General features: G+C 68.1%; 18 protein-coding genes and 2 tRNA genes. 9 read left to right on the forward strand and 11 right to left on the reverse strand.

The window, feature by feature from the left end:
• Window positions 1-53: 53 nt before the first annotated feature.
• Complete coding sequence (locus LQZ85_RS04065; protein WP_072591187.1) at window positions 54-602, forward strand: winged helix-turn-helix domain-containing protein; 549 nt, start codon at window positions 54-56, stop codon at window positions 600-602.
• Window positions 599-1,846, forward strand: a complete 1,248-nt coding sequence (locus LQZ85_RS04070; protein ID WP_230100558.1) for an MFS transporter — start codon at window positions 599-601, stop codon at window positions 1,844-1,846. The genes LQZ85_RS04065 and LQZ85_RS04070 overlap by 4 nt, the downstream gene beginning before the upstream one ends.
• 52 nt (window positions 1,847-1,898) lie before the next feature.
• Here LQZ85_RS04070 and LQZ85_RS04075 read toward each other — a convergent pair.
• Window positions 1,899-1,971: transfer RNA gene (locus tag LQZ85_RS04075), tRNA-Glu, on the reverse strand.
• A 153-nt stretch (window positions 1,972-2,124) separates the two neighbouring features.
• Here LQZ85_RS04075 and LQZ85_RS04080 point away from each other — a divergent pair.
• Both LQZ85_RS04080 and LQZ85_RS04085 read left to right on the forward strand, forming a co-directional pair.
• On the forward strand, window positions 2,125-2,763 hold the full coding sequence (locus LQZ85_RS04080; protein WP_053095878.1) for an MBL fold metallo-hydrolase: 639 nt from the start codon (window positions 2,125-2,127) through the stop codon (window positions 2,761-2,763).
• Window position 2,764: 1 nt separating this feature from the next.
• The gene (locus tag LQZ85_RS04085) at window positions 2,765-3,643 is read left to right on the forward strand and encodes an aminoglycoside phosphotransferase family protein (RefSeq protein ID WP_056278644.1); all 879 of its coding nucleotides are present in this window, start codon (window positions 2,765-2,767) and stop codon (window positions 3,641-3,643) included.
• On the opposite strand, the gene pepN is transcribed toward LQZ85_RS04085, so the two are convergent.
• Window positions 3,640-6,123 carry an aminopeptidase N gene (gene pepN, locus LQZ85_RS04090; RefSeq protein WP_056278643.1) on the reverse strand — a complete coding sequence of 828 codons (2,484 nt, stop codon included), beginning with the start codon at window positions 6,121-6,123 and terminating at the stop codon, window positions 3,640-3,642. The genes LQZ85_RS04085 and pepN overlap by 4 nt on opposite strands.
• Window positions 6,124-6,205: 82 nt before the next feature.
• Between pepN and LQZ85_RS04095 the strand changes: the two genes are divergently transcribed.
• Window positions 6,206-6,652, forward strand: a complete 447-nt coding sequence (locus LQZ85_RS04095) for a MarR family winged helix-turn-helix transcriptional regulator (RefSeq protein ID WP_056278642.1) — start codon at window positions 6,206-6,208, stop codon at window positions 6,650-6,652.
• A gap of 35 nt (window positions 6,653-6,687) precedes the next feature.
• On the forward strand, window positions 6,688-7,545 hold the full coding sequence (locus tag LQZ85_RS04100; protein WP_056278641.1) for a 3-hydroxyacyl-CoA dehydrogenase: 858 nt from the start codon (window positions 6,688-6,690) through the stop codon (window positions 7,543-7,545).
• 6 nt (window positions 7,546-7,551) lie between these two features.
• On the opposite strand, the gene LQZ85_RS04105 is transcribed toward LQZ85_RS04100, so the two are convergent.
• Window positions 7,552-8,517, reverse strand: coding sequence for a DNA topoisomerase IB (locus LQZ85_RS04105; protein WP_056279046.1), 966 nt, complete (start codon window positions 8,515-8,517; stop codon window positions 7,552-7,554).
• Between the two features lie 188 nt (window positions 8,518-8,705).
• Between LQZ85_RS04105 and LQZ85_RS04110 the strand changes: the two genes are divergently transcribed.
• Entirely contained in the window at window positions 8,706-9,548 is an 843-nt protein-coding gene (locus tag LQZ85_RS04110; RefSeq protein WP_056278640.1) for a hypothetical protein, read from the forward strand.
• A 52-nt stretch (window positions 9,549-9,600) separates the two neighbouring features.
• On the opposite strand, the gene LQZ85_RS04115 is transcribed toward LQZ85_RS04110, so the two are convergent.
• Window positions 9,601-9,672, reverse strand: a tRNA-Gln gene (locus tag LQZ85_RS04115).
• A gap of 149 nt (window positions 9,673-9,821) precedes the next feature.
• Window positions 9,822-11,327 carry a glutamate--tRNA ligase gene (gene gltX, locus LQZ85_RS04120; RefSeq protein ID WP_056278639.1) on the reverse strand — a complete coding sequence of 502 codons (1,506 nt, stop codon included), beginning with the start codon at window positions 11,325-11,327 and terminating at the stop codon, window positions 9,822-9,824.
• Window positions 11,328-11,500: 173 nt separating this feature from the next.
• Here gltX and LQZ85_RS04125 point away from each other — a divergent pair, with 173 nt between their 5' ends.
• Window positions 11,501-12,745 (forward strand): acyl-CoA dehydrogenase family protein, encoded by a 1,245-nt coding sequence (locus tag LQZ85_RS04125; RefSeq protein ID WP_056278638.1) that lies wholly within the window; start codon window positions 11,501-11,503, stop codon window positions 12,743-12,745.
• Window positions 12,746-12,831: 86 nt separating this feature from the next.
• Here LQZ85_RS04125 and LQZ85_RS04130 read toward each other — a convergent pair whose 3' ends face one another.
• The 6 genes from LQZ85_RS04130 to LQZ85_RS04155 form a co-directional block, all read right to left on the reverse strand.
• On the reverse strand, window positions 12,832-13,596 hold the full coding sequence (locus LQZ85_RS04130; protein WP_056278637.1) for a class I SAM-dependent methyltransferase: 765 nt from the start codon (window positions 13,594-13,596) through the stop codon (window positions 12,832-12,834).
• Entirely contained in the window at window positions 13,593-14,849 is a 1,257-nt protein-coding gene (locus LQZ85_RS04135; protein WP_056278636.1) for an MFS transporter, read from the reverse strand. The genes LQZ85_RS04130 and LQZ85_RS04135 overlap by 4 nt, the downstream gene beginning before the upstream one ends.
• A complete protein-coding gene (locus tag LQZ85_RS04140) occupies window positions 14,846-15,622 on the reverse strand; it encodes a fumarylacetoacetate hydrolase family protein (RefSeq protein WP_056278635.1) in 777 nt (258 codons plus the stop codon). Before LQZ85_RS04140 ends, LQZ85_RS04135 begins: the two co-directional genes overlap by 4 nt.
• 78 nt (window positions 15,623-15,700) lie before the next feature.
• Complete coding sequence (locus LQZ85_RS04145; protein ID WP_056279045.1) at window positions 15,701-16,801, reverse strand: branched-chain amino acid aminotransferase; 1,101 nt, start codon at window positions 16,799-16,801, stop codon at window positions 15,701-15,703.
• Window positions 16,802-16,861: 60 nt separating this feature from the next.
• Window positions 16,862-17,905 carry a 3-isopropylmalate dehydrogenase gene (locus LQZ85_RS04150; RefSeq protein ID WP_053095867.1) on the reverse strand — a complete coding sequence of 348 codons (1,044 nt, stop codon included), beginning with the start codon at window positions 17,903-17,905 and terminating at the stop codon, window positions 16,862-16,864.
• Between the two features lie 75 nt (window positions 17,906-17,980).
• Entirely contained in the window at window positions 17,981-19,516 is a 1,536-nt protein-coding gene (locus LQZ85_RS04155; protein WP_056278634.1) for an MFS transporter, read from the reverse strand.
• Between the two features lie 112 nt (window positions 19,517-19,628).
• On the opposite strand from LQZ85_RS04155, the gene LQZ85_RS04160 reads away from it, so the two are divergent.
• Complete coding sequence (locus LQZ85_RS04160; RefSeq protein WP_053095865.1) at window positions 19,629-20,174, forward strand: TetR/AcrR family transcriptional regulator; 546 nt, start codon at window positions 19,629-19,631, stop codon at window positions 20,172-20,174.
• The last annotated feature ends 16 nt before the right edge of the window (window positions 20,175-20,190 follow it).

Below are 20,190 nucleotides of genomic sequence, written 5' to 3' on the forward strand. Positions count from 1 at the left end.
GGGGTATACAAGAACTCTTGTGAGAATCGGGAACCGGTTCTAACGTGACGTTCATGGAAGACATCTCGGTCGTCACCGCCGTGCACCACCCGCTGCGCCGACGCATCTACGACTACCTGCTGCTGTACGGCACATCGCAGGTGACGGCACTCGCCCGGTCGCTCGATGCGCAGGTCGGCAGCATCAGCCATCATCTGCGCATGCTGGAGCGGGCGGGCCTCGTCGAGCGCGCCGAGGACCCGTCGGGCGACCGGCGCACGAGCTGGTGGAAGATCGCCCGTCGCGGCCTGACCTGGTCGGCGGAAGACTTCGCGGACTCCCCCGCCGACGCGCTTCTGGCGCGCGAAGCGCAACGGCAGAGCATCCGGATGCAGATCGAGCGCCTCCAACGCTGGCAGCGCCGGCACGATGATCCGGCCGTCGCCGGCTATGACGCCTCGAACACCGAGACCACGGCCTGGGCGACGCCGGACGAGCTGCGCGACCTCAGCTCGAGGCTGTCGGCGACGCTGAAGGACTGGCGCGACTCGGTCGATCTCGAAGACGGGCAGCAGCGGACACCGATCTTCTTCTTCGCGCACGCCTTCCCGACGACACCATGACCGCCGCAGATCCTGTGCAGCTCGTCGAGCCGCCGGCGTTCCGACGAGACCATCGAGTGCATGCGTGGATCCTCGTCAAGGCGCTCTCGGACGCGGGCGACGCCCTGTGGACGATCGCGCTGGCGTGGACCGCCGTGCAGACGGCCTCGCCTGCGGTCGCAGGACTCATCGTCGCCGCCGGCACTCTGCCTCGTGCGGTCGGCCTGCTGTTCGGCGGCATGATCGCCGACCGCGCGGACGCGCGCCGAGTGATGATGCTGTTCAACGCCGTCCGGGTGGGCGTTCTCGTGACGGTGGCGCTCTGGGTGCTCTCCGCGCCGCCCACCGTGGGTGTGCTCCTCCTCGCCGCCATCGCATTCGGCGTCTGCGACGCCTTCTACGAGCCCTCGGCGGGCACCGTCGCCCGCCAGCTCATGCGAGCCGCTGACCTGCCGTCCTACGGCGCTCTCTCGCAGACCGCATCGCGACTCGGAACGATGGCCGGCGCGGCCGTCGGCGGTGTGATCGTCGCGTCCGCGGGCCTCGTCGGAAGCGCGGCGGTGAACGCGGTGACTTTCACCGTCGTCATCGCGTTCATCGCCATCTGGCTCAGACCGCGGTTCCTGCTCGCACGGGCAGACCGACAGTCCGCTCTTCGCGACATCGCGGGTGGATTCACCCACCTCGGCGCACATCCCACCACCCGCACGCTCGTCATCGCCCTCTCGGGGCTCAACCTCGCGGTCGGTCCGGCCGTCGGGATCGGCCTCGCGCTCCGAGCACACGACGAAGGCTGGGGCGCGCCGGCTGTAGGGCTGTTCGAAGCTCTGTTGGGACTCGGCGCGGCGATCGGCGCCGTGTCCGTCGCCAGGTGGCGGCCTCGGCGCGAGGCACGCGCGGGATTCCGTGCTCTGATGCTGCAGGGATTGGCCATCGTCGCACTCGGCTGGGGTCCCGCGTGGAGTGTCGGAGTCGCTGCCTTCGCCATCGGTGCGACCGCCGGCTACGCATCGGTGCTGCTCAGCGCCACGTTCTCGGCAACCGTCGACACCGCGTACCTCGGCCGCATGAGCTCCATCACCCGGTTGGGCGACGACTGCCTGATGCCGCTCGCGATGGCCGCGTTCGGTCTGCTCGCGTCGACCACCGCGCTCTGGGTTCCCTTCGCCCTCTTCGGTGGAGCGATGACGGCATCGATGGTGGCGCCGTTGGCCAACCCCGCGTTCCGGAGCATGTCGCTGCGTACAGCCGTCGGATCCACATGATGGATGCGGAGACGACGAAAGCCCTCGGAGAACCGAGGGCTTTCGCTTGTTGTGACCCCAGCGGGATTCGAACCCGCGTTACCGCCGTGAGAGGGCAGCGTACTAGGCCGCTATACGATGGGGCCGTCTGGCGGAACGTTTCCGTGCCGCGACAACTGTTCAAGTATGCCACGACGATTCTCACGTCGCCAAATCGAGCGGGGCGGTCTTCAGATCCCGGGCGTGGCGCACCTGCCGAGGGGTTTGCCACGGCGCCCCTGAAGGAGTTGACTCATCTCATGCGCGTCACCAAATTCGAACATGCCGCTCTTCGCATCCAGCAGGGCGATGACGTCCTTCTCCTCGACCCGGGCTCGTTCACCTCTCCCCTGAACGATCTCTCGGGTCTCGTCGCTGTCGTGATCACTCACGAGCACCCCGACCATTGGACCCCCGAGCACCTGGATCGGATCCTGCGCGCAGCCCCCGGCACCCCGATCTACGCCCCGGCGGGCGTCGCGCGCGCGGCCGACGGCTATGACATCTCCGTGGTCGCTCCGGGCGAGACGGTGGAGGTCGGTGCGTTCACGCTCCGCTTCTTCGGCGGCACGCATGAGGTGATCCACTCGTCACTGCCGGTGGTCGAGAACGTCGGCGTGCTGATCAACGATGTCTTCTACTATCCGGGCGACTCGTACGCGATCCCCGAGGGCGTCGAGGTCGGCACTCTCGCGGCACCGCTCGGCGCGCCGTGGCTGAAGATCGGCGAGGCCATGGACTACGTCCTGGCCGTGAAACCACGGCGGGCGTTCGGCACTCACGACATGACGCTGTCCGTCGCGGGCAAGACGATGCACCGGCAGCGGCTGCAGTGGGCGACCGAGCAGGGCGGCGGCGAGTTCTCGATACTCGAACCGGGCGACTCGCTCGACATCTGACGTGGCGGACTCCCCCTCTGCCGAGTACTCGCTCGACGAGGGCGGCGTACGAGATCTCCTCCGAAGCACGGACCCCGCCCTCGCCGAGCTTCCGCTGAGGCTGTTCGCCGACGGCTGGGACAACTCGATGTGGCGCCTCGGCTCCGAACTCGCCGTGCGACTGCCTCGACGCGATCTCTCGGTGCCGCTCATCACCCACGAGCAGCGTGCCCTGCGCACGATCGGCCCGGCTCTCGCCGCCGTCGGCATCCGTGCGCCCGTCCCCGTGATCGTGGGCGAGCCGAGCGCGCACTTTCCGCGACCCTGGTCCGTTCTGCCCTGGATCCCCGGAACGACGGCGCTCGCGTCCTCCCGCCCGGACAACGCGACCTGGGCGCCCCGACTCGCGGACGCCCTGCGCGCGCTGCACGTCGCCGCGCCGGTCGATGCTCCCCGCAACCCGGTGCGCGGACGCGCCCTGTCCACTCGAGACGCCGCCATTCGGCCACGTCTGGACGCGTTCGACCGCCGGACGGCACTGCGCGACGCCTGGGCCGCGGCACTCGCAGCGCCGCCCGCATCGGAGCAGGTCTGGATCCATGGCGATCTGCACCCGGGCAACGTGCTCGTCGCCGACGGCACGCTCACCGCGCTCATCGACTTCGGCGATGTCACGGTCGGCGACCCCGCCTACGACCTCGCCTCGGCCTGGATGCTCTTCGACGCCTGCGGCCGAGAGGCATTCCGGCGAGCGACGAGGGAGCGTTACGACGACGCCACCTGGACCCGCGCGAGAGGCTGGGCGGCGTACATCGCCCTCGTCCTGATGACTCAGAGCGATGACAGGCCCGAGTACTTCGCCGTCGGAGTGAGCACGGCCGACGCGCTCGAAGAGGACTAGCTCTGCGCGGCTCGAACGCGCAGAGCTCGAGCCAGGTGGTCGCGCTGTTCGATGACGATTCGGCGCAGAGCGGCGGGCGCCGTGTCGTTGTCCGCGAGCCACGCATCCACGGCATCGAGTGTGGGCGAGGCGGGGAAGAGTCCGACCACGAGGCGTTGCGCCAGCTCGATGCTCCGTGTCGCCCACGCATCGCCGATCCGCCCGAAGTACTCGGCATCGAACCTCTCGATGAGATCGCGGCGTCCTCCGGCTCGGAACCCGCCGATCACCGCGTCGAGATGATCGTTGCTGAGCGATCCGTCGTTCCACGCCGCGTCCCAGGCGGCAGCCCGGACGTCCGGTTCGGGACGCGAGGCCAGGGCCCTGCGGGCAGCGGTGCGTCCGCTGCCCGTGTCGTCGGACTCCAGCTCCGCGGCCACCGCATCGGCATCCGCGTGTCCCGTGGTGACGAGGGCGGTGAGGAGCTGCCACCGCAGATCCGGGTCGATCGTGAGCCCGTCGGGGGCATCGCCATGCAGGATCGCGCGGATGTCGTCTGCACGCACGTCGTCGAAAGCTGATGCCGATGCGAGCGCACGCGCCCAGGAGAGCTGTGCATCGCTGCCGGCATCGGATGCCTGGAGCGCAGTCCACGCGGTCTCGACCCATGCTGTCAACTCACGCTGTCGCGCGTCATCGCTCGCGTAGTTGCGGATCGCGAAGAGCGTATTCGCGAGGATGCCGGCGAGAAGGCCGATGTTCGACTCCCGCGGAGCGTGGGCACGAACGATCTCGGCGTACCGAGCGACCGCGAGCTCGCCGTCGCGGGTGGCGTTCCAGAGCGATGACCAGATGACAGCCCTGGCGAGAGGATCGTCGAGCGAAGACAGTGATTCCCGCACCGTCGCCAGAGAGGCGTCATCGAGACGCACCTTGGCATAGGTGAGGTCGTCATCATTGAGGAGCACGAGATCCGCAGCCGGGATGACGACCGGTGTCCGCTCGTCGTCGATGTCGAGCGCGATCTGATCGCGACGGACGACCCTCCCGTCGACACGATCGTAGAGACCGATGCGCAGGCGGTGCGGCCGAGGGTCGCTCTGCATGACGGCGGCGCCGCCGTCGGCATCCCGCTCCACCCACAGCGTCGAGACCCCGGTGGTCTGCAACCAGGCACGCGACCAATCGGTCATGTCCCGCCCGGAGACCGCACTCAACTGCACGAGGAAGTCGTCGAGGGTCGTGTTGCCGAAGGCGTTCGCCGCGAAGTACCGCCGCGCGCCCTCGAAGAACGCCTCGTCGCCGACGAACGCGACGAGCTGCTTGAGCACGGCGGCACCCTTGGCGTAGGTGATGCCGTCGAAGTTCAGCTTCGCCGCCTCGAGATCGGGGATGTCCGCGACGATCGGGTGCGTCGTGGGCAACTGGTCCTGCTGGTACGCCCACGCTTTGCGGTTCGCAGCGAATTTCACCCAGGCGTCGTGGAAGCGCGTCGCCACCGCCGAGGCGTGCGAACCCATGTAGTCGGCGAACGACTCCTTGAGCCACAGGTCGTCCCACCACTTCATCGTGACCAGGTCGCCGAACCACATGTGCGCCATCTCATGCAGGATCGTGTTCGCGCGAGCGGCACGCTGGGCATCCGTGGCGGCCCCTCGCGACAGGTAGGACTCTGTGAATGTCACGAGGCCGGGGTTCTCCATCGCGCCGAGGTTGTATTCGGGCACGAAGATCTGGTCGTACTTGCCCCAGGGATAGGGGTAGGCGAACGCGTCGGTGAAGAAATCGAGACCCTGGCGGGTGATCTCGAGGATCTCGTCCGACTCCAGGTACTGCGCGAGGGACTGTCGCGCGAACAGGCCCAGCGCGATGCGCTGATCGTCGCGCTGCCACTCGCCGTCGACTCGAGCGTAGGGTCCCGCCGCGATGGACGTGATGTAACTGGAGATCGGAAGCGTAGGAGCGAACTCGACACGTTGCACGCCGACGCCGGCGTCGACGTGCACCGCCGCCTGGTTCGACAGCACCTGCCAACCCGCCGGAGCATCGATCACGAACGTGTAGGGCGCCTTGATGTCGGGCTGCTCGAAGCAGGCCATCACCCGTCGCGCGTCGGCGGGCTCGTACTGCGTGTAGAGGTAGGTGCGGTCGTCGACCGGGTCGTGGAACCGGTGCAGGCCTTCGCCGGATCGGCTGTAGCTCGCGACAGCTTCGACACGGACGACGTTCTCGGTCCCGAGGCCGCTCAGCTCGATGCGCGACCCGTCGTAGACGACATCGCGGTCGACGCCGTTGACGACGACCCTCTCGACGCTCTCTCCGATGAAGTCCACCCAGGTCGAGTCCGCCGTCGCGGTGAAATCCAGGGTCGTGGTCGTGGAGAACCCGCTGCGTGCCCGCTCCGGCGCACCCGTGAGGTCGAGTTCTACGCGGATGCTGCGCACGGAGACGGCGGCGGATCGCGCCGCGGTCTCCTCTCGGGAGAGATTGGCTGTGTCCATGCCTCCATCCTTTCATCCGCGTTCCCGCCCTGCCGAACCTACGTACGTTGCCTCACGCAACAGAGGAGCGTAGAGTTGCGCTATGCAACATGAGACTGGGTCAGACGAACGCCGAACCGACAGCGCCGCCGTCCTGAAGTCGCTCGTCGCCATCACGCGGCGCGGCCTGGTCGACGCCCGCGCGGGAGAGCCGACGCTCTCGATGACCGACCAGTCCATCGTCATGGCGATCGCCGACCAGCCCGGGATCCGGTCGACGGACATCGCGCGGATGTTCCGACTGAACCGCTCGACCGTTTCACGTCAGCTGTCCGCACTCATGTCTCTCGGCCTCGTGCAGGAGGCCCCTTCGAACTCCGGACGCGGCCGACCGCTCGAGCTGACCGCCGAGGGCGAAGAGGCATTCCGCGGCACACTGCGATCGCTGCAGGACGTCATCGACGCCCATCTCGCGCAGTGGACGGATGACGAGGTGCAGCGCTTCGCGCATGATCTCCGGCGTTTCGACAGCGGCGACGAACAAGCCTGACCACGGCCCACAAGGCCACCAGAGGAAGAAGAGAAATGAAGAACATCACTGTTCTCGGCACCGGCGTGCTCGGATCGCAGATCGCGTTCCAGACCGCCTTCCACGGTTTCGACGTCGTCGCATACGACATCGATCAGTCCGCGCTCGATCGCGCGGCCGAACGACTCGAGGGTCTCGCCTCGCGCTACATCGCAGACGGCGTGGAGAATGCCGCTGACGGCGGCGCGAAAGCCGCGATCGACCGCATCCGGCTCACCTCCGACCTCGCGGATGCAGCCGCTGCGGCTGACCTCATCATCGAGGCGGTGCCCGAGAGCCTCGAACTCAAGCAGAGCATCTACCGGACCCTCGCCGACGCCGCACCGGCGACCACGATCTTCGCGACCAACTCCTCGACCCTCCTGCCGAGCGCGCTCGCGGAATCGACGGGTCGCCCCGACCGGTTCCTCGCCCTCCACTTCGCGAACGAGATCTGGTCGCACAACACCGCCGAGGTCATGGGAACCCCCGCAACCGACCCCACCGTCTACGAGACGGTCGTCGAGTTCGCGACGCAGATCGGGATGGTCCCCATCCAGATCAAGAAGGAGAAGGCGGGCTACCTGCTGAACTCGCTGCTCGTGCCCTTCCTCCAGGCCGGGGCCGAGCTGCTCGTCGACGGCATCGCCGAGCCCGCGGACATCGACGCGACCTGGCGGATCGGCACGGGCGCGCCGGCAGGCCCCTTCGAGATCTACGACATCGTCGGTCTGACGACCGCCTACAACATCTCGCGCATGGGCGGCGAGAAGCAGCAGCGCTTCGCAGACCTGCTCAAGGAGCAGTACATCGACCACGGCAAGCTGGGGGTCGCGACGGGCGAGGGGTTCTACACCTACCCTCGCGAGAGCTGACGCCCCTCACCGCCCGAGGAGCTTGCGGATGGCAGTCTCCGGCGACACCGACAGGTCGAGAGTGCGGCCGCGCGCGTAGAGCCGGAAGACCCGCGGATCGATATAGCTCCCTCGGGCGACCGCGAGAGTGTTGCCGAGCGCCGACGCCGTGGCCTGCACAGCGAGGCGCTCGGCGCGCCGTCGATCGGTCTTCGTCTCGAGTCGGCCGATCCGCGCGAGCGCGTCCGCCGCGAGGATCGTACCGTGCAGCGTGCGGAAGTCCTTCGCGGTGAACGACGATCCCGCCACCTGCCGTAGATAGTCGTTGACCTCGCTCGAGGTGAGGCGCACCCGGCGACGGCCCTTGCGATAGGCGAGCAGCGGAGCCTTCGGCGAACCGACGGCGAACTCCGACAGCGCCTCGGCGAGCGGCGCATCGGTGATCTCGATCGAGGCGAGCTGCTTGCTCTTCGCCGGGAAGCTGAGCGCGACCGTACTCCCGTCGATCCGCACGTCCCGTCGCCGAAGCGTGCTCAGGCCGCGACTGCCGTGTTTCACCAGGTAGCGCTCCGAGCCGATGCGCAGTGCAGCGTCGTCCAGCAGCCGGAAGGAGACGGCGAGGGCGCGTTCACGTGTCAGTCCCGGTTCACCGATGGCACGGGTGACCTTCGCCCTGGCGGCGGGCAGCGCCTCGGCCAGTTTGAGCGCCCGGGCGAACTTGCGCTGATCTCTGCCGGTGCGCCAGAGGGGATGGTAGAGATACTGACGTCTGCCCGCGTCGTCTGTGCCGACCGCCTGAATGTGAGCGAGGGGGTCGGCGGCGATCCACACGTCTTTCCACGCGGGAGGTATCGCGAGGTCCCGGATGCGCTCTCGATCGGCCTCGGCCACGGGCGTGTTGCCGGCATCGACGTACCGGAAGCCGGAGCCCGACCGCACGCGTCGAATTCCTGGCGTCTCGCCGGGGACGACTCTCGTGAGTGCCATTGGCATCCTCCCTGTCATGCCGCGTCGGGCATCTGCGATCACGATGCCCGGCCCGGCGACGGCAGTGAAGGGCATGGCGCGACACGGGCGCGCTCTGCTAGGCGATATCTTCCTCCGGACGGCATGCTCCGTCGGCAGCGGCATCGCGCCGATCGGATTGTCCGGGTACCCGATGGTCTGCCATCCTCGTGACTATGGCGATGTCATTCGAGGAGTTCCGTGCGTCCCTGACCCGTGCAGATCTGCGCGCCCCACTCGGGTTGCAGCTCACCGACCTCGAAGCCCGCCAGGTGGCCGACGACACCGCGTCCGCTCAGAGCTGGTACGCCTACTGGGTGTCGACCCAGCCGACCGCTCCCCCGCCGCCCACGGGCCCCGCATACGACGCACCTCCTCCGGCGTACGACGCACCTCCTCCGGCGTACGACGCACCTCCTCCCGCATACGACACGGCGCCCGTGTACGCCACGCAGGCCCCGGCGCCAGCAGGCCCGCCGGTGTACCCGGGATACACGGCCGCGCCCGACGGCCCTCCGGGTCAGAAGAGGCGTGTCGGTCTCTGGGTGGCGCTCTCGATCGTGGGCGCGCTCCTTCTCATCGCCGCGATCGTCGTGATCTTCGCCTTCGCCACGGCGCGACACTGGACCAAGACCGATGTACCCGAGCAGCCGGAGACCTTCCGCAGCGAGGAGTACGAGACCGGGCGCTACGACGTCACGATGGACGACGTGAACCCCTGCAGCGTGAACCAGGACTGGACGGACTGCACGAACCTCATGGTCGCGACCTACACGGCAGCCTGCGTCGATGTCGAGCTCACCGAGAGCGCGACCCGCCTGTGCGCCGAGTACATCGCGGCGATAGACGAGATGAAGGCGCAGGACGGCGACGGCTACTTCGTGGCCACGCTCGGCAGCTATGGCAGCCTTCACCGGACGCCTGAGATCGATACACGTCAGGTGTCGAACGACGACTACGAGCCGGCCGTCACGCACGAAGCGGTGTGCTACCTCGGGTTCATCGGAGAGTGCGAGTAGGCACGCATCCAGTAACGACAAAACCCCCGCCTGAGCGGGGGTTTTTGTCTTGCTGGGGTACCTGGACTCGAACCAAGAACAACGGAACCAGAAACCGCCGTGTTGCCAATTACACCATACCCCAAGGGCGAAACCGGAGTCTCGCACCGAGAGTCAAGCTTACCCGAGCCGCGGCCCTAATGCCAAAACGCCGCCGTTCGTCCGGGCGCGTCGCGGGCGGGGATGACGAGGGAGAGCACTCATCGGCGACTCTCCCTCGTCGACCAGGCCGTCTCAGCCGGCCAGGAACTCCGACAGCAACCGGAGCCGTCGCAGCGACTCGTCCTTGCCCAGGAGCTCCATGGATTCGAACAGCGGCGGCGAGATGCGGCGCCCCGTGATCGCGACACGCGGAGGACCGTAGGCGACACGCGGCTTGAGCTCGAGGCTCTCGACGAGCGCCGCTGCGAGAGCCTCCTGAATCTTCTCGGGGGTGAAGTCGGTCACCGGCTCGAGAGCCACCACGCACGCGTCGAGAACCTCGCCGGCGTTCGCAGGGAGCCCCTTGAGCGCGTCGGCGTCATACGAGACGTCGTCGGAGAAGAGGAAGCCGACCATGCCGGGCACGTCGCCGAGCAGCTGCACGCGCTCCTGCACGAGCGGGGCGACCCGGAAGGCGAGCACGAGCTCTTCGTGAGTCGGCTCGTCGAAGAGGCCGGCGGCCGCGAGGTACGGGATCGTCCTCTCGGCGAAGTCCTTCTCGTCGAGCTTGCGGATGTGGTCGCCGTTGATCGACTCGGCCTTCTTCTGGTCGAACCGAGCCGGGTTCGGGTTGACGTCCACGATGTCGAACGCCTCGGTGAACTCCTCGAGCGTGAAGACATCGCGGTCGTGACCGATGGACCAGCCGAGCAGCGCCAGATAGTTCAGGAGACCCTCGTGGATGAATCCGCGATCCCTGTGCAGGAAAAGATCCGCCTGAGGGTCGCGCTTGGAGAGCTTCTTGTTACCCGTCTCGCCGAGCACGAGCGGCATGTGAGCGAACCGCGGGACGAACGTGGTGACGCCGGCGTCGATCAGGGCCGCGTACAGCGCGAGCTGACGAGCCGTGGAGGGCATCAGGTCTTCGCCGCGCAGAACGTGCGTGATGCCCATGAGCGCGTCGTCGACGGGATTCACGAACGTGTAGAGCGGGATCCCGTTCGGACGCACCACCACGAAGTCCGGGAAGGAACCGGCGGGGAAGGTCACCTCACCGCGGATCAGATCGACGTAGGTGAGGTCCTCGTCAGGCACGCGCAGTCGGAGTGCCGGCTGACGACCCTCCGCGCGGAAGGCGTCCTTCTGCTCGGTCGTGAGATCCCGGTCGTGATTGTCGTAGCCGAGCTGCTTCGCGCGTCCGGCCGCCTCGTTGCGGGCGTCGATCTCCTCCGCCGTGGAGAAGCTCTCGTACAGGGCGCCGGAGGCGAGGAGCTTGTCGATCACGCCGCGATAGATGTCGTGACGCTCGGACTGGCGGTACGGGGCATGCGGCCCACCGACCTCGACGCCCTCATCCCAGTCGATCTTGAGCCAGGTCAGAGCGTCGACGAGCTGGCGGAAGCTCTCCTCACTGTCGCGCGCGGCGTCGGTGTCCTCGATGCGGAACACCATCTTCCCGCCGTTGTGGCGGGCGTACGCCCAGTTGAAGAGGGCCGTGCGGACCATGCCGACGTGCGGCAGTCCGGTGGGCGAGGGGCAGAAGCGGACGCGTACGTCGGAGCCGCTGGCGGTCGTGGTGAGGGGGTGCGGGGTAGCCATATCCCCTCGATTCTAGTTGCCGGGTGGCGTCTCGACCTCCCCGATCGCCAGCGGTCGCGGGCCGCTCAGGAGGGGTCACCGTGGGTAACAGTCCCTCACCCTGGGTAACAACCCGCATTCGACGCCGACGCGCTCCTATCGTTGCCGCATCGACCAACCGGAAGGGTGACAACATGACAATCACGGATGCAGTGACGACAGGCCTCAGCGATCGCTGGCGCGGCACGCCAAGACCTCAGACCAGCCTCGAGTGGATCGACCGCGCCGAGGAGGTGGCCGACATCCTCGCGGTGGATGCCGTCGAGCGGGACCGCGCGAATGCGACCCCTCGGGCCGAGGTCCAGCTGCTCAAGGACTCGGGGCTGGTCACCCTGCTCGGCCCTCGCGCCCACGGCGGCGCCGGTGAGAGCTGGGACACCGCCTACAAGGTGATCAGGGCGGTGGCCCGCGGCGACGGGTCGATCGGACAGGTCCTCGGGTATCACTACCTCTGGGCGTGGGCGGCCCGTCTCGTCGGAACCGAAGAGCAGATCGCCGCGGTCGAGGAGCTGTACACCGCGAACGACTTCGTCTTCGGCGGCGCGGTCAACCCGCGCGACTCCGACTTGGTGATCCGCGAAGACGGCGATGATCTCGTGTTCTCCGGGCGCAAGTCCTTCTCGACGGGCGGCCAGATCTCGGACCTGACCGTCCTCGAAGGCGTCCTCGAAGGCACCGAGACGCACATCTTCGCGATCGTCCCCACGGCTCAGGAGGGGATCGTCTTCGGAGACGACTGGGACAACCTGGGGCAGCGACTCACCGAATCGGGCTCGGTCGAGATCCGCGACGTCCGAGTCCCCTGGTCGGCGGCAGCCGGCTTCGTCGACCGGGTGTTCCGCCCCTTGACCTACAACACTCTGAACGTGCCGACCATCCAGCTCGCCTTCGCGAACTTCTACCTCGGCATCGCACAGGGTGCCCTCCAGACGGCATCCGCCTACACGCGATCTGTGACCCGCCCGTGGCCGTACGGCGGCGATGACAAGCAGCACGCGACAGACGAGTGGTATCTGCTCGAAGGCTATGGCGAGCTGGCATCGAAGCTGTGGGCCGACGAAGCGCTGCTCGATGCCGTGGGCGCCGAGATCAGTGCGGTGCTGCACGCCCCGCGCGAAGAACTCGCTGCACGTCGACGTGGCGAGATCGCCGTGCGCATCGCGGCGGGGAAGCTGCGCATCGTCGACGACGGCCTGGAGGTCGCCACGAAGATCTACGAGCTCACCGGCGCCAGGGCCTCGGCCAACTCGGTCGGCCTCGACATCTTCTGGCGCAACCTGCGCACGCACAGTCTGCACGACCCGATCGCGTACAAGAAGCGGGAGGTCGGCGACTACGTGCTGCGCAATGAGGTGCCTGAGCCGACCTGGTACACCTGATCGCTCGATGCAGATGCTCCTCGGTGCCGCGTCCACGGAGGCGGTCGCGGCACCGAGGAACCCTGGGCATTCTGCCCTGGGCGGTCTCAGCCTCGCGGCGCGACGGCGACCGCCGCAGAGTGCGCCAGCGGCAGGCGTCCGGCGATCGACCGCTCGGCGCACACGAGCTCGAAGGCCGCGCGGAACGAGCGCCGATCGGTGTCGTCGAGCGCACGGTAGAACTGACCGGCTCCCCCGACGCCTCCCTCGGCGGACGCCCACAGCGCAGTCGCATCGGCCGACCACGTCCAGGTGATCTCAGACACCTGCGGGCGCGGCCAGCCCGCGTCGTCGAGCATCCTCGCGAAGCCGTCGACGGTGCGCTCGAAGTCCTTCTCCGGCGGCAGTCGCTCCCCCGTCGCAGGAATGAGTGCCGCACGCTCGCACACCTCCCGCCAGAGCCAGGTGGGCGAGTTCGTCCAGATCGTCGCCGACACCAGATCTGCGGAGACGCGGAGGAGCTCCGCCGCGGATGCTCGGGGGTCGGCGACGTGGTTCAGCACGAAGTTCGCCACGACGACGTCGAACTGGCCGTCCTCGAAAGGCAGGTCAGGCAGCGTTCCGTCGTGCACCGGAATCGCGGGATGCTCGCGCAGCGCGACGTCTCGCATCGTCGGCTCGGGCTCGCATCCGGTCGCATCCCAGCCGGCATCGGTGAATGCGGCCGTGAGCATTCCCGTGCCCGACCCCACGTCGAGCAGCGTCCGCTCCCCATGGGTTCCGAACGCTCCGAGCAGGGCCTCCGCGGTCCCGACGCAGAGCGACGCGTAGGAGTCGGCGTATGCGCGCCCGGTGCCCGCCCAGTCCTTCATCCGCGCGAGCGGCCGAGCGGCGACAGCGCGACGATGGCGATGACGATCACCGATGCCGCGATCCCGAGCCCTGCGTACTGGAAGTTCGCGAGCACCACACCCGCGAGCACAGCGCCTGCTGCGGCCGAGAGGCTCATCAGCGAATCGCTGCGGCCCTGCCTGCGCGTGCGGATCTCGGGGGCACTCGACTCGGTCAGCAGCGCGGCCCCTGCCACCGTCGCCGCGCTCCATCCGAGTCCCAGCAGGATGAGAGCGACGATCACGCCCCACTCCCGATCGTTCGCGAAGACGGCGAACGCGAGCGCCCCGCCGAGAAGGATCTGCCCCAGCAGAACCACGCGCAGCCGGCCCCATCTGTCGGCGAGGATGCCGAAGACGGGCGACAGCGCGTACATGCCTCCGACGTGCAGGGCGATCGTGATGCCCACGAGAGCCGAGACATCGGCCGGGGTGGGCGCCATGCCGTGAGCACCGTGCGCCATGTGGGCGAGGTGGACAGGGGTCATCGCCATGACGGAGGCCATCACCACGTGCGAACCGGCCACCGCGAACATCGCGTAGCGCGCGACCACAGGTCGGTCGGCGACGACGGCGCCCGTCGCCTTCGCGGCCGCCGAGGCGAGCCGCTGCGCTGCCAGAAGCGGGTCGGGGCGGAGCGCCACGAGGTACAGGACGAGCGCGACGCACTGAGCGACGAACGAGAAGGCGTAGGAACCGGTCTGTGGCGGCATGCCGATCGCCGCCCCGACGATCTCCCCCGGCCCCAGCAGCAACGGCCCAGCGACACCGCCGATGGTGGTCGCCCAGACCACGATCGAGAGATCCCTTCCGCGATGCTGTGGTGCGGCGAGGTCGGTCGCGGCGAACCGCGACTGCAGATTGCCCGCATTGCCGGCGCCGATCATCAGGATGCCGACGAGCAGCAGCGGGAACACCCGCACCGACGCCGCGAGGATCACCACCGCGATGCCGACGAGTGCGAAAAGATTTCCCAAGGTGAGGGCTCGGCGTCGGCCCATCTTGGCAGCCAGGCGCGCGAGCGGGATGGCGCACAGCGCGGCCCCGAGGGTGACCGACGCCGTCGCGAGCCCCGAGAGGGCGTCGCTGCCCGAGATGTCGGCCGCAAGCAGAGCGCCGAGAGACACCGTCGCCCCGAAGGCGATCCCGCCCAGCACCTGCCCTGTGGAGAGAACCAGCACGGCTCGCCGCTGCACCGCCGCCTGCTGAGCAGCCGTGAGGGCGACGACCGTCATGACGCGCGCACGGCGTCGTGCACGGTGTTGCGCAGGATACCCAGTCCGGTGATCTCGACCTCGACGGTGTCCCCGGCGACGAACTCCCCCACACCTGCCGGCGTACCCGTGAGGATGACGTCGCCGGGGAGCAGCGTGAAGGCCGCCGAGGCATGCTCGATGATCGCCTCGACCGAGTGGATCATGTCGGTGAGCGGGGCCTTCTGCCGCACCTCGCCGTTGATGCGGGTCTCGATCGTCGCGACCGAGGGGTCGAAGTCGGTGCTGATGGTCGGGCCGAGAGGGCAGAAGGTGTCGAAGCCCTTCGCCCGAGCCCACTGACCGTCCTTGCGCTGGAGGTCACGCGCGGTGACGTCGTTGGCGATCGTGTAGCCGAGCACGTGATCGAGGGCATCCGCGGCCTTCACGTTCTTCGCGACCCTACCGATCACGACAGCGAGCTCACCCTCGTACTCTGTCTGCTCCGAGATCGAGGGGCGCACGATGGCGTCTCCCGGGCCGATGACGGCGGTGTTGGGCTTGAGGAACAGCAGCGGCTCCTCGGGGGCGACTCCCCCCATCTCGGCGGCGTGATCGTGGTAGTTCTTGCCGACGCAGACGATCTTGGAGCGCGGGATCACCGGAGCGAGGATCACCGCGTCTGCGATCGGCACCCGGTCACCCGTGGGCTCGTAGCCCGCGAAGAGCGGATCGCCCGAGAGGACGACGAGGTCGGTGTCATCGACGATCCCGAAGAGGATGGCGTCGTCATGGCTGAATCGGGCGATCTTCATGCCACCAGCCTATCCAGCGTGCTGCACGACGAGACCCCGCTGCACGGAAGCGCAGCGGGGTCTCGAGAGTACGAAGGCTCAGACGTCGAGCCGCAGAAGCCAGCCGTGCTTGTCCTCACGGCGGCCGTACTGGATGTCGGTGAGCTCTTCGCGCAGCGACAGGGCGAGTTCGCCGAGCGGCTGCGGCTCATCGAAGCCCTCGCCGACGAGAGCACCGATGGGAGTCACGACGGCGGCGGTGCCGCAGGCGAAGACCTCGACGATGTCGCCTGAGGCCACACCCTCGCGCCACTCGTCGATGGAGATCGGACGCTTCTCGACCGCGTAGCCGCGGTCTTCGGCGAGCTGCAACAGCGAATCGCGTGTGATCCCCTCGAGGATGCTGTCGGACTCGGGCGTCACGACGCGGCCGTCTTTGAAGACGAACACGACGTTCATGCCGCCGAGCTCCTCGACGTTGCGCTGCTCGTTGAGGAACACGACCTGGTCGCAGCCCTTCGCGCTCGCCTCACTCTGCGCGAGCAGGCTCGAGGCGTAGTTGCCGCCGGTCTTCGCCTTGCCGGTGCCGCCCTTGCCGGCACGGGCGTAGTCCTCGGAGAGCCAGATTCGCACGGGCTTCACTCCCCCGGTGAAGTACGCTCCGGCTGGGCTGGCGATCACGTAGTACGCGACCTTCTGAGCCGCGCGAACACCGAGGAAGGCCTCCTTGGCGAACATGAACGGACGCAGGTACAGGCTCTGGTCGGCACCTGAGGGAACCCAGCGACCGTCGACCGCGATGATCTCGCGCAGCGACTGGATGAAGTACTCGGTGGGCAGCTCCGGGAGCGCGAGTCGACGCGCGCTGGCCTGCAGTCGTGCCGCGTTGCGGTCGGGGCGGAACGTGTGGATCGAGCCGTCGGCGTGACGATAGGCCTTGATGCCCTCGAAGATCTCCTGGGCGTAGTGCAGCACGGACGCGGCCGGGTCGAGCGGGATGGGTCCGTAGGGCTGCACGCGCGGTCGGTGCCATCCGCCCTTGACGGACCAGCAGATGTCGACCATGTGGTCGGTGAACACGACACCGAACCCCGGGTTCTCGTGAACCTCGGCGACCCGACCGGGCGTCGCGGCGGTCAGGTTCTTGGTCACAGCGAACTCCAGCGGAGCCACGGTGGTCTCGGCGTCGATGGTCGTCATCTCGTCATCCATTCCTCATGCGGCGCGCATCCTCGCGCCGTCTCAGCCTACGCCTGTCGGTCAGAGCAGAGCAGCGATCGCGGAGCCGATCTCCGCGGTCGTGCGCGCACCCGTGCGGGTCGCGATGTCGGATTCGACGGCGGCACTCACTCGAGCGGCCTCCGCTCCGAGTCCGAGGTGGTCGAGCAGCAGCGCGACCGACAGGATCGCCGCGGTGGGGTCGGCCTTCTGCTGCCCCGCGATGTCGGGAGCCGAGCCGTGCACCGGCTCGAACATCGACGGGAAGGTGCCGTCGGGGTTGATGTTGCCCGATGCGGCGAGTCCGATGCCGCCGGTGACAGCGCCTGCGAGATCGGTGAGGATGTCGCCGAAGAGGTTGTCGGTGACGATCACGTCGAAGCGCGAGGGATCAGTGACGAGGAAGATCGTCGCGGCATCGACGTGCAGGTAGTCGACGGACACGTCGGGATGCTCGGACGCGACCTCGTCGACGACGCGCTGCCAGATGGCGCCGGCGTGCACGAGCACGTTCGTCTTGTGCACGAGGGTGATCTTCTTGCTGCGACGTTCGGCGAGATCGAACGCGTATCGCACGACCCGCTCGACGCCGAATGCCGTGTTCACGGACGTCTCGTTGGCGACCTCGTGCGGTGTGCCCTTGCGGATCGCGCCGCCGTTGCCGACGTACGGCCCCTCAGTGCCCTCGCGGACGACGACGAAGTCGATCTCGCCGGGGTTCGCGAGCGGACCCGAGGCACCGGCGAAGAGCTTGGACGGACGCAGATTGACGTAATGATCCAGCGTGAAGCGGAGTTTCAGCAGCAGGCCGCGCTCGATGTTCGCGTCCTTCAGGCGAGGGTCTCCTGGCGTGCCGCCGACCGCGCCGAGCAGGATCGCGTCGTGTTCGGAGATCGACTGCAGATCATCGTCGGTGAGAGTGTCGCCCGTCTCGAGGAAACGGGCGGCGCCGAGCGAGAAGCGCGTCTTGTCGAACGTCACATCGCTCGATGCGGTGACCGCGTCGAGGACCTTCTCGGCCTCGGCGACGACCTCTGGGCCGATTCCGTCACCGGGGATGACGGCCAGCTTCACGACACGCGACATGACACTCCTTGCATCGGGATGGACCGGCCGACGCTCGGATGCATGCCGAGCGGGCCGGTCCTCCCAGCGTACTGGTCAGTGCGAGGGCGCCTTGCGCAGTGTGACGGCGGCGATCACCCCGGCCACGATCACCAGGCCCGCGCCGATCAGCGAGGTCACCAGGACACCCGATCCGAAGGCGGCGGCAGCCGCATCCCACAGCGCGTCTCCGAGCTGCGCGGGCAGATCCTTCGCGGCAGTGTAGGCGCCGGCCAGCGTCTCCGTCGCGGCGTGCGCCGCCTCCGCTGGGATGCCGGAGGGAATCACCAGCGCCCCGCGGTAGAACGCGGTGATCAGGCCGCCGAGGACGGCGGTGCCGAGCACCGCTCCCAGCTCGTAGGCGGTCTCGGAGACGGCGCTGGCCGCGCCCGCCTTCTCGGCCGGAGCACTGGACAGGATCAGCTCATTCGAGATCGTCTCCGCCGCCCCGATGCCGATGCCCAGCACCACGAAGGCGATGATCAGCGGAGCGACGCCGTGATCCGCCGTCGTGAACGCGACCAGGAGGTAGCCGGCCACAGAGAACGCGAGACCGGCGGGCACGAGCACGTGCGGTGGCACTCGCCGTGAGATCGGCACGACCGAGAGGCCGGCGACGATCATCGCGGCCATTCCGGGCACGAGCGCTGCGCCGGCCGTCATCGGCGAGAGACCGAGGACGAGCTGCAGGTGCTGCGACACGAAGTAGAGGAAGCCCACGAGCGCCACGACGCTCAGGAGGTTCACGAGGATCGCCCCCGAGAAGGAGCCCCGGCGGAACAGCTGCATGTCGAGCATCGGGACCTCGGCAGCGAGCTGACGCCGCACGAAGAGATACCCCATCACGATGCCGAGCAGCGCCCACGCCCCCGCAGTGAGGCTGGGGCCGTCGACGGCGAGCGACTTGATCGCGTAGACGACCGGGATCATCGCTGCCATCGAGAGCATGATGCTGACGATGTCGATGCGTCCGGGGTGCGGGTCGCGGCTTTCGGGAACGAGCAGCGGCGCCGCGATGAGGAGCGGGATCAGCACGGGCACGGCGATCAGGAAGACCGAGCCCCAGTCGAAGTGCTCGAGCAGGAAGCCGCCGACGATCGGGCCGAGGGCCGAGCCCGCGGAGAACGCCGACGCCCAGACCGCGATGGCGAGTCGCCGCTGATCGCGGTTCGTGAAGATCGAGCGCAGCAGCGAGAGGGTCGACGGCATCAGCATCGCACCGAAGAAGCCGAGCATCGCTCGCGCGGCGATGAGAAGACCTGCCGTGGGGGCGAACGCAGCGAGTGCCGACACGGCCGCGAAGCCGGTCGCGCCGATCAGCAGCATCCGACGACGCCCGAAGCGGTCTCCGAGTGTGCCCATGGTCACGAGCAGCCCGGCGAGCACGAGCGGATACACATCGATGATCCACAGCTGCTCCGCTCCGGTGGGCGCGAGCGCGATGGAGATCTCGGGCAGTGCGAAGCTCAGCACCGTGTTGTCCACCGACACCAGGAGCACCGGCAGCATGAGGACGACGAGTGCCGCCCAGCCACGGGCGCCGACGCGGGGAGCATCCGTCTCTGTCGTCGGGATCGACGCAGTACGGGTCATGGAACACCTCTCAGGATCACGACGGTATCGTTACTAAACCGTCCAGATGGTATAGTAACAGAATCGTCATACGGCCGCGCTACTGTGAATCGAGACGAACAGAGGATCCCCGATGCCCCGACCTCCCCTCGCCCGCGAACGCGTCCTGGACGCCTTCGAATCGATCGTCATCGAAGACGGTGAGCGGGCGGCCACTTTGGATGCGACAGCGAAGGCCGCCGGCGTGTCGAAGGGCGGCCTCCTCTATCACTTCGGCTCGAAGGACGAGCTGGCAGCGGGCCTCATCGAGCGCCTCGATGCGCTCACCACTCTGGATCTCGAGCGGATGACCTCGGCCGAAGAGGGCCCCGTCGCGTACTACGTGCGCACCTCCGTGATGGAGGACGACGCGCTGGACCGCGTCCTCATCGCCGCCACCCGCCTGGCCCAAGGCGGCTCGGCACCCGCTGCCGACGCGCTGCGACGCAACCGCGACCGCTGGGAGGACACGATCCGTCCTCATGTGCGGGATGCCGCGAGCCTCGATCTCGTGATGCTGCTCAGCGACGGTCTGTATTTCAACAACTCGCTCGATGTGCACGGTCCCGAACGCCTGGTGCCGAGAAGTGACGAGCTGTCCGACCTGATCGCGCTCGTGCTGCGCGCCACCGCTCCCTGAGGCCGGGAACGACAGA

The sequence above is a fragment of the Microbacterium sp. Bi98 genome, from assembly GCF_918698045.1.
Classification (GTDB): domain Bacteria; phylum Actinomycetota; class Actinomycetes; order Actinomycetales; family Microbacteriaceae; genus Microbacterium.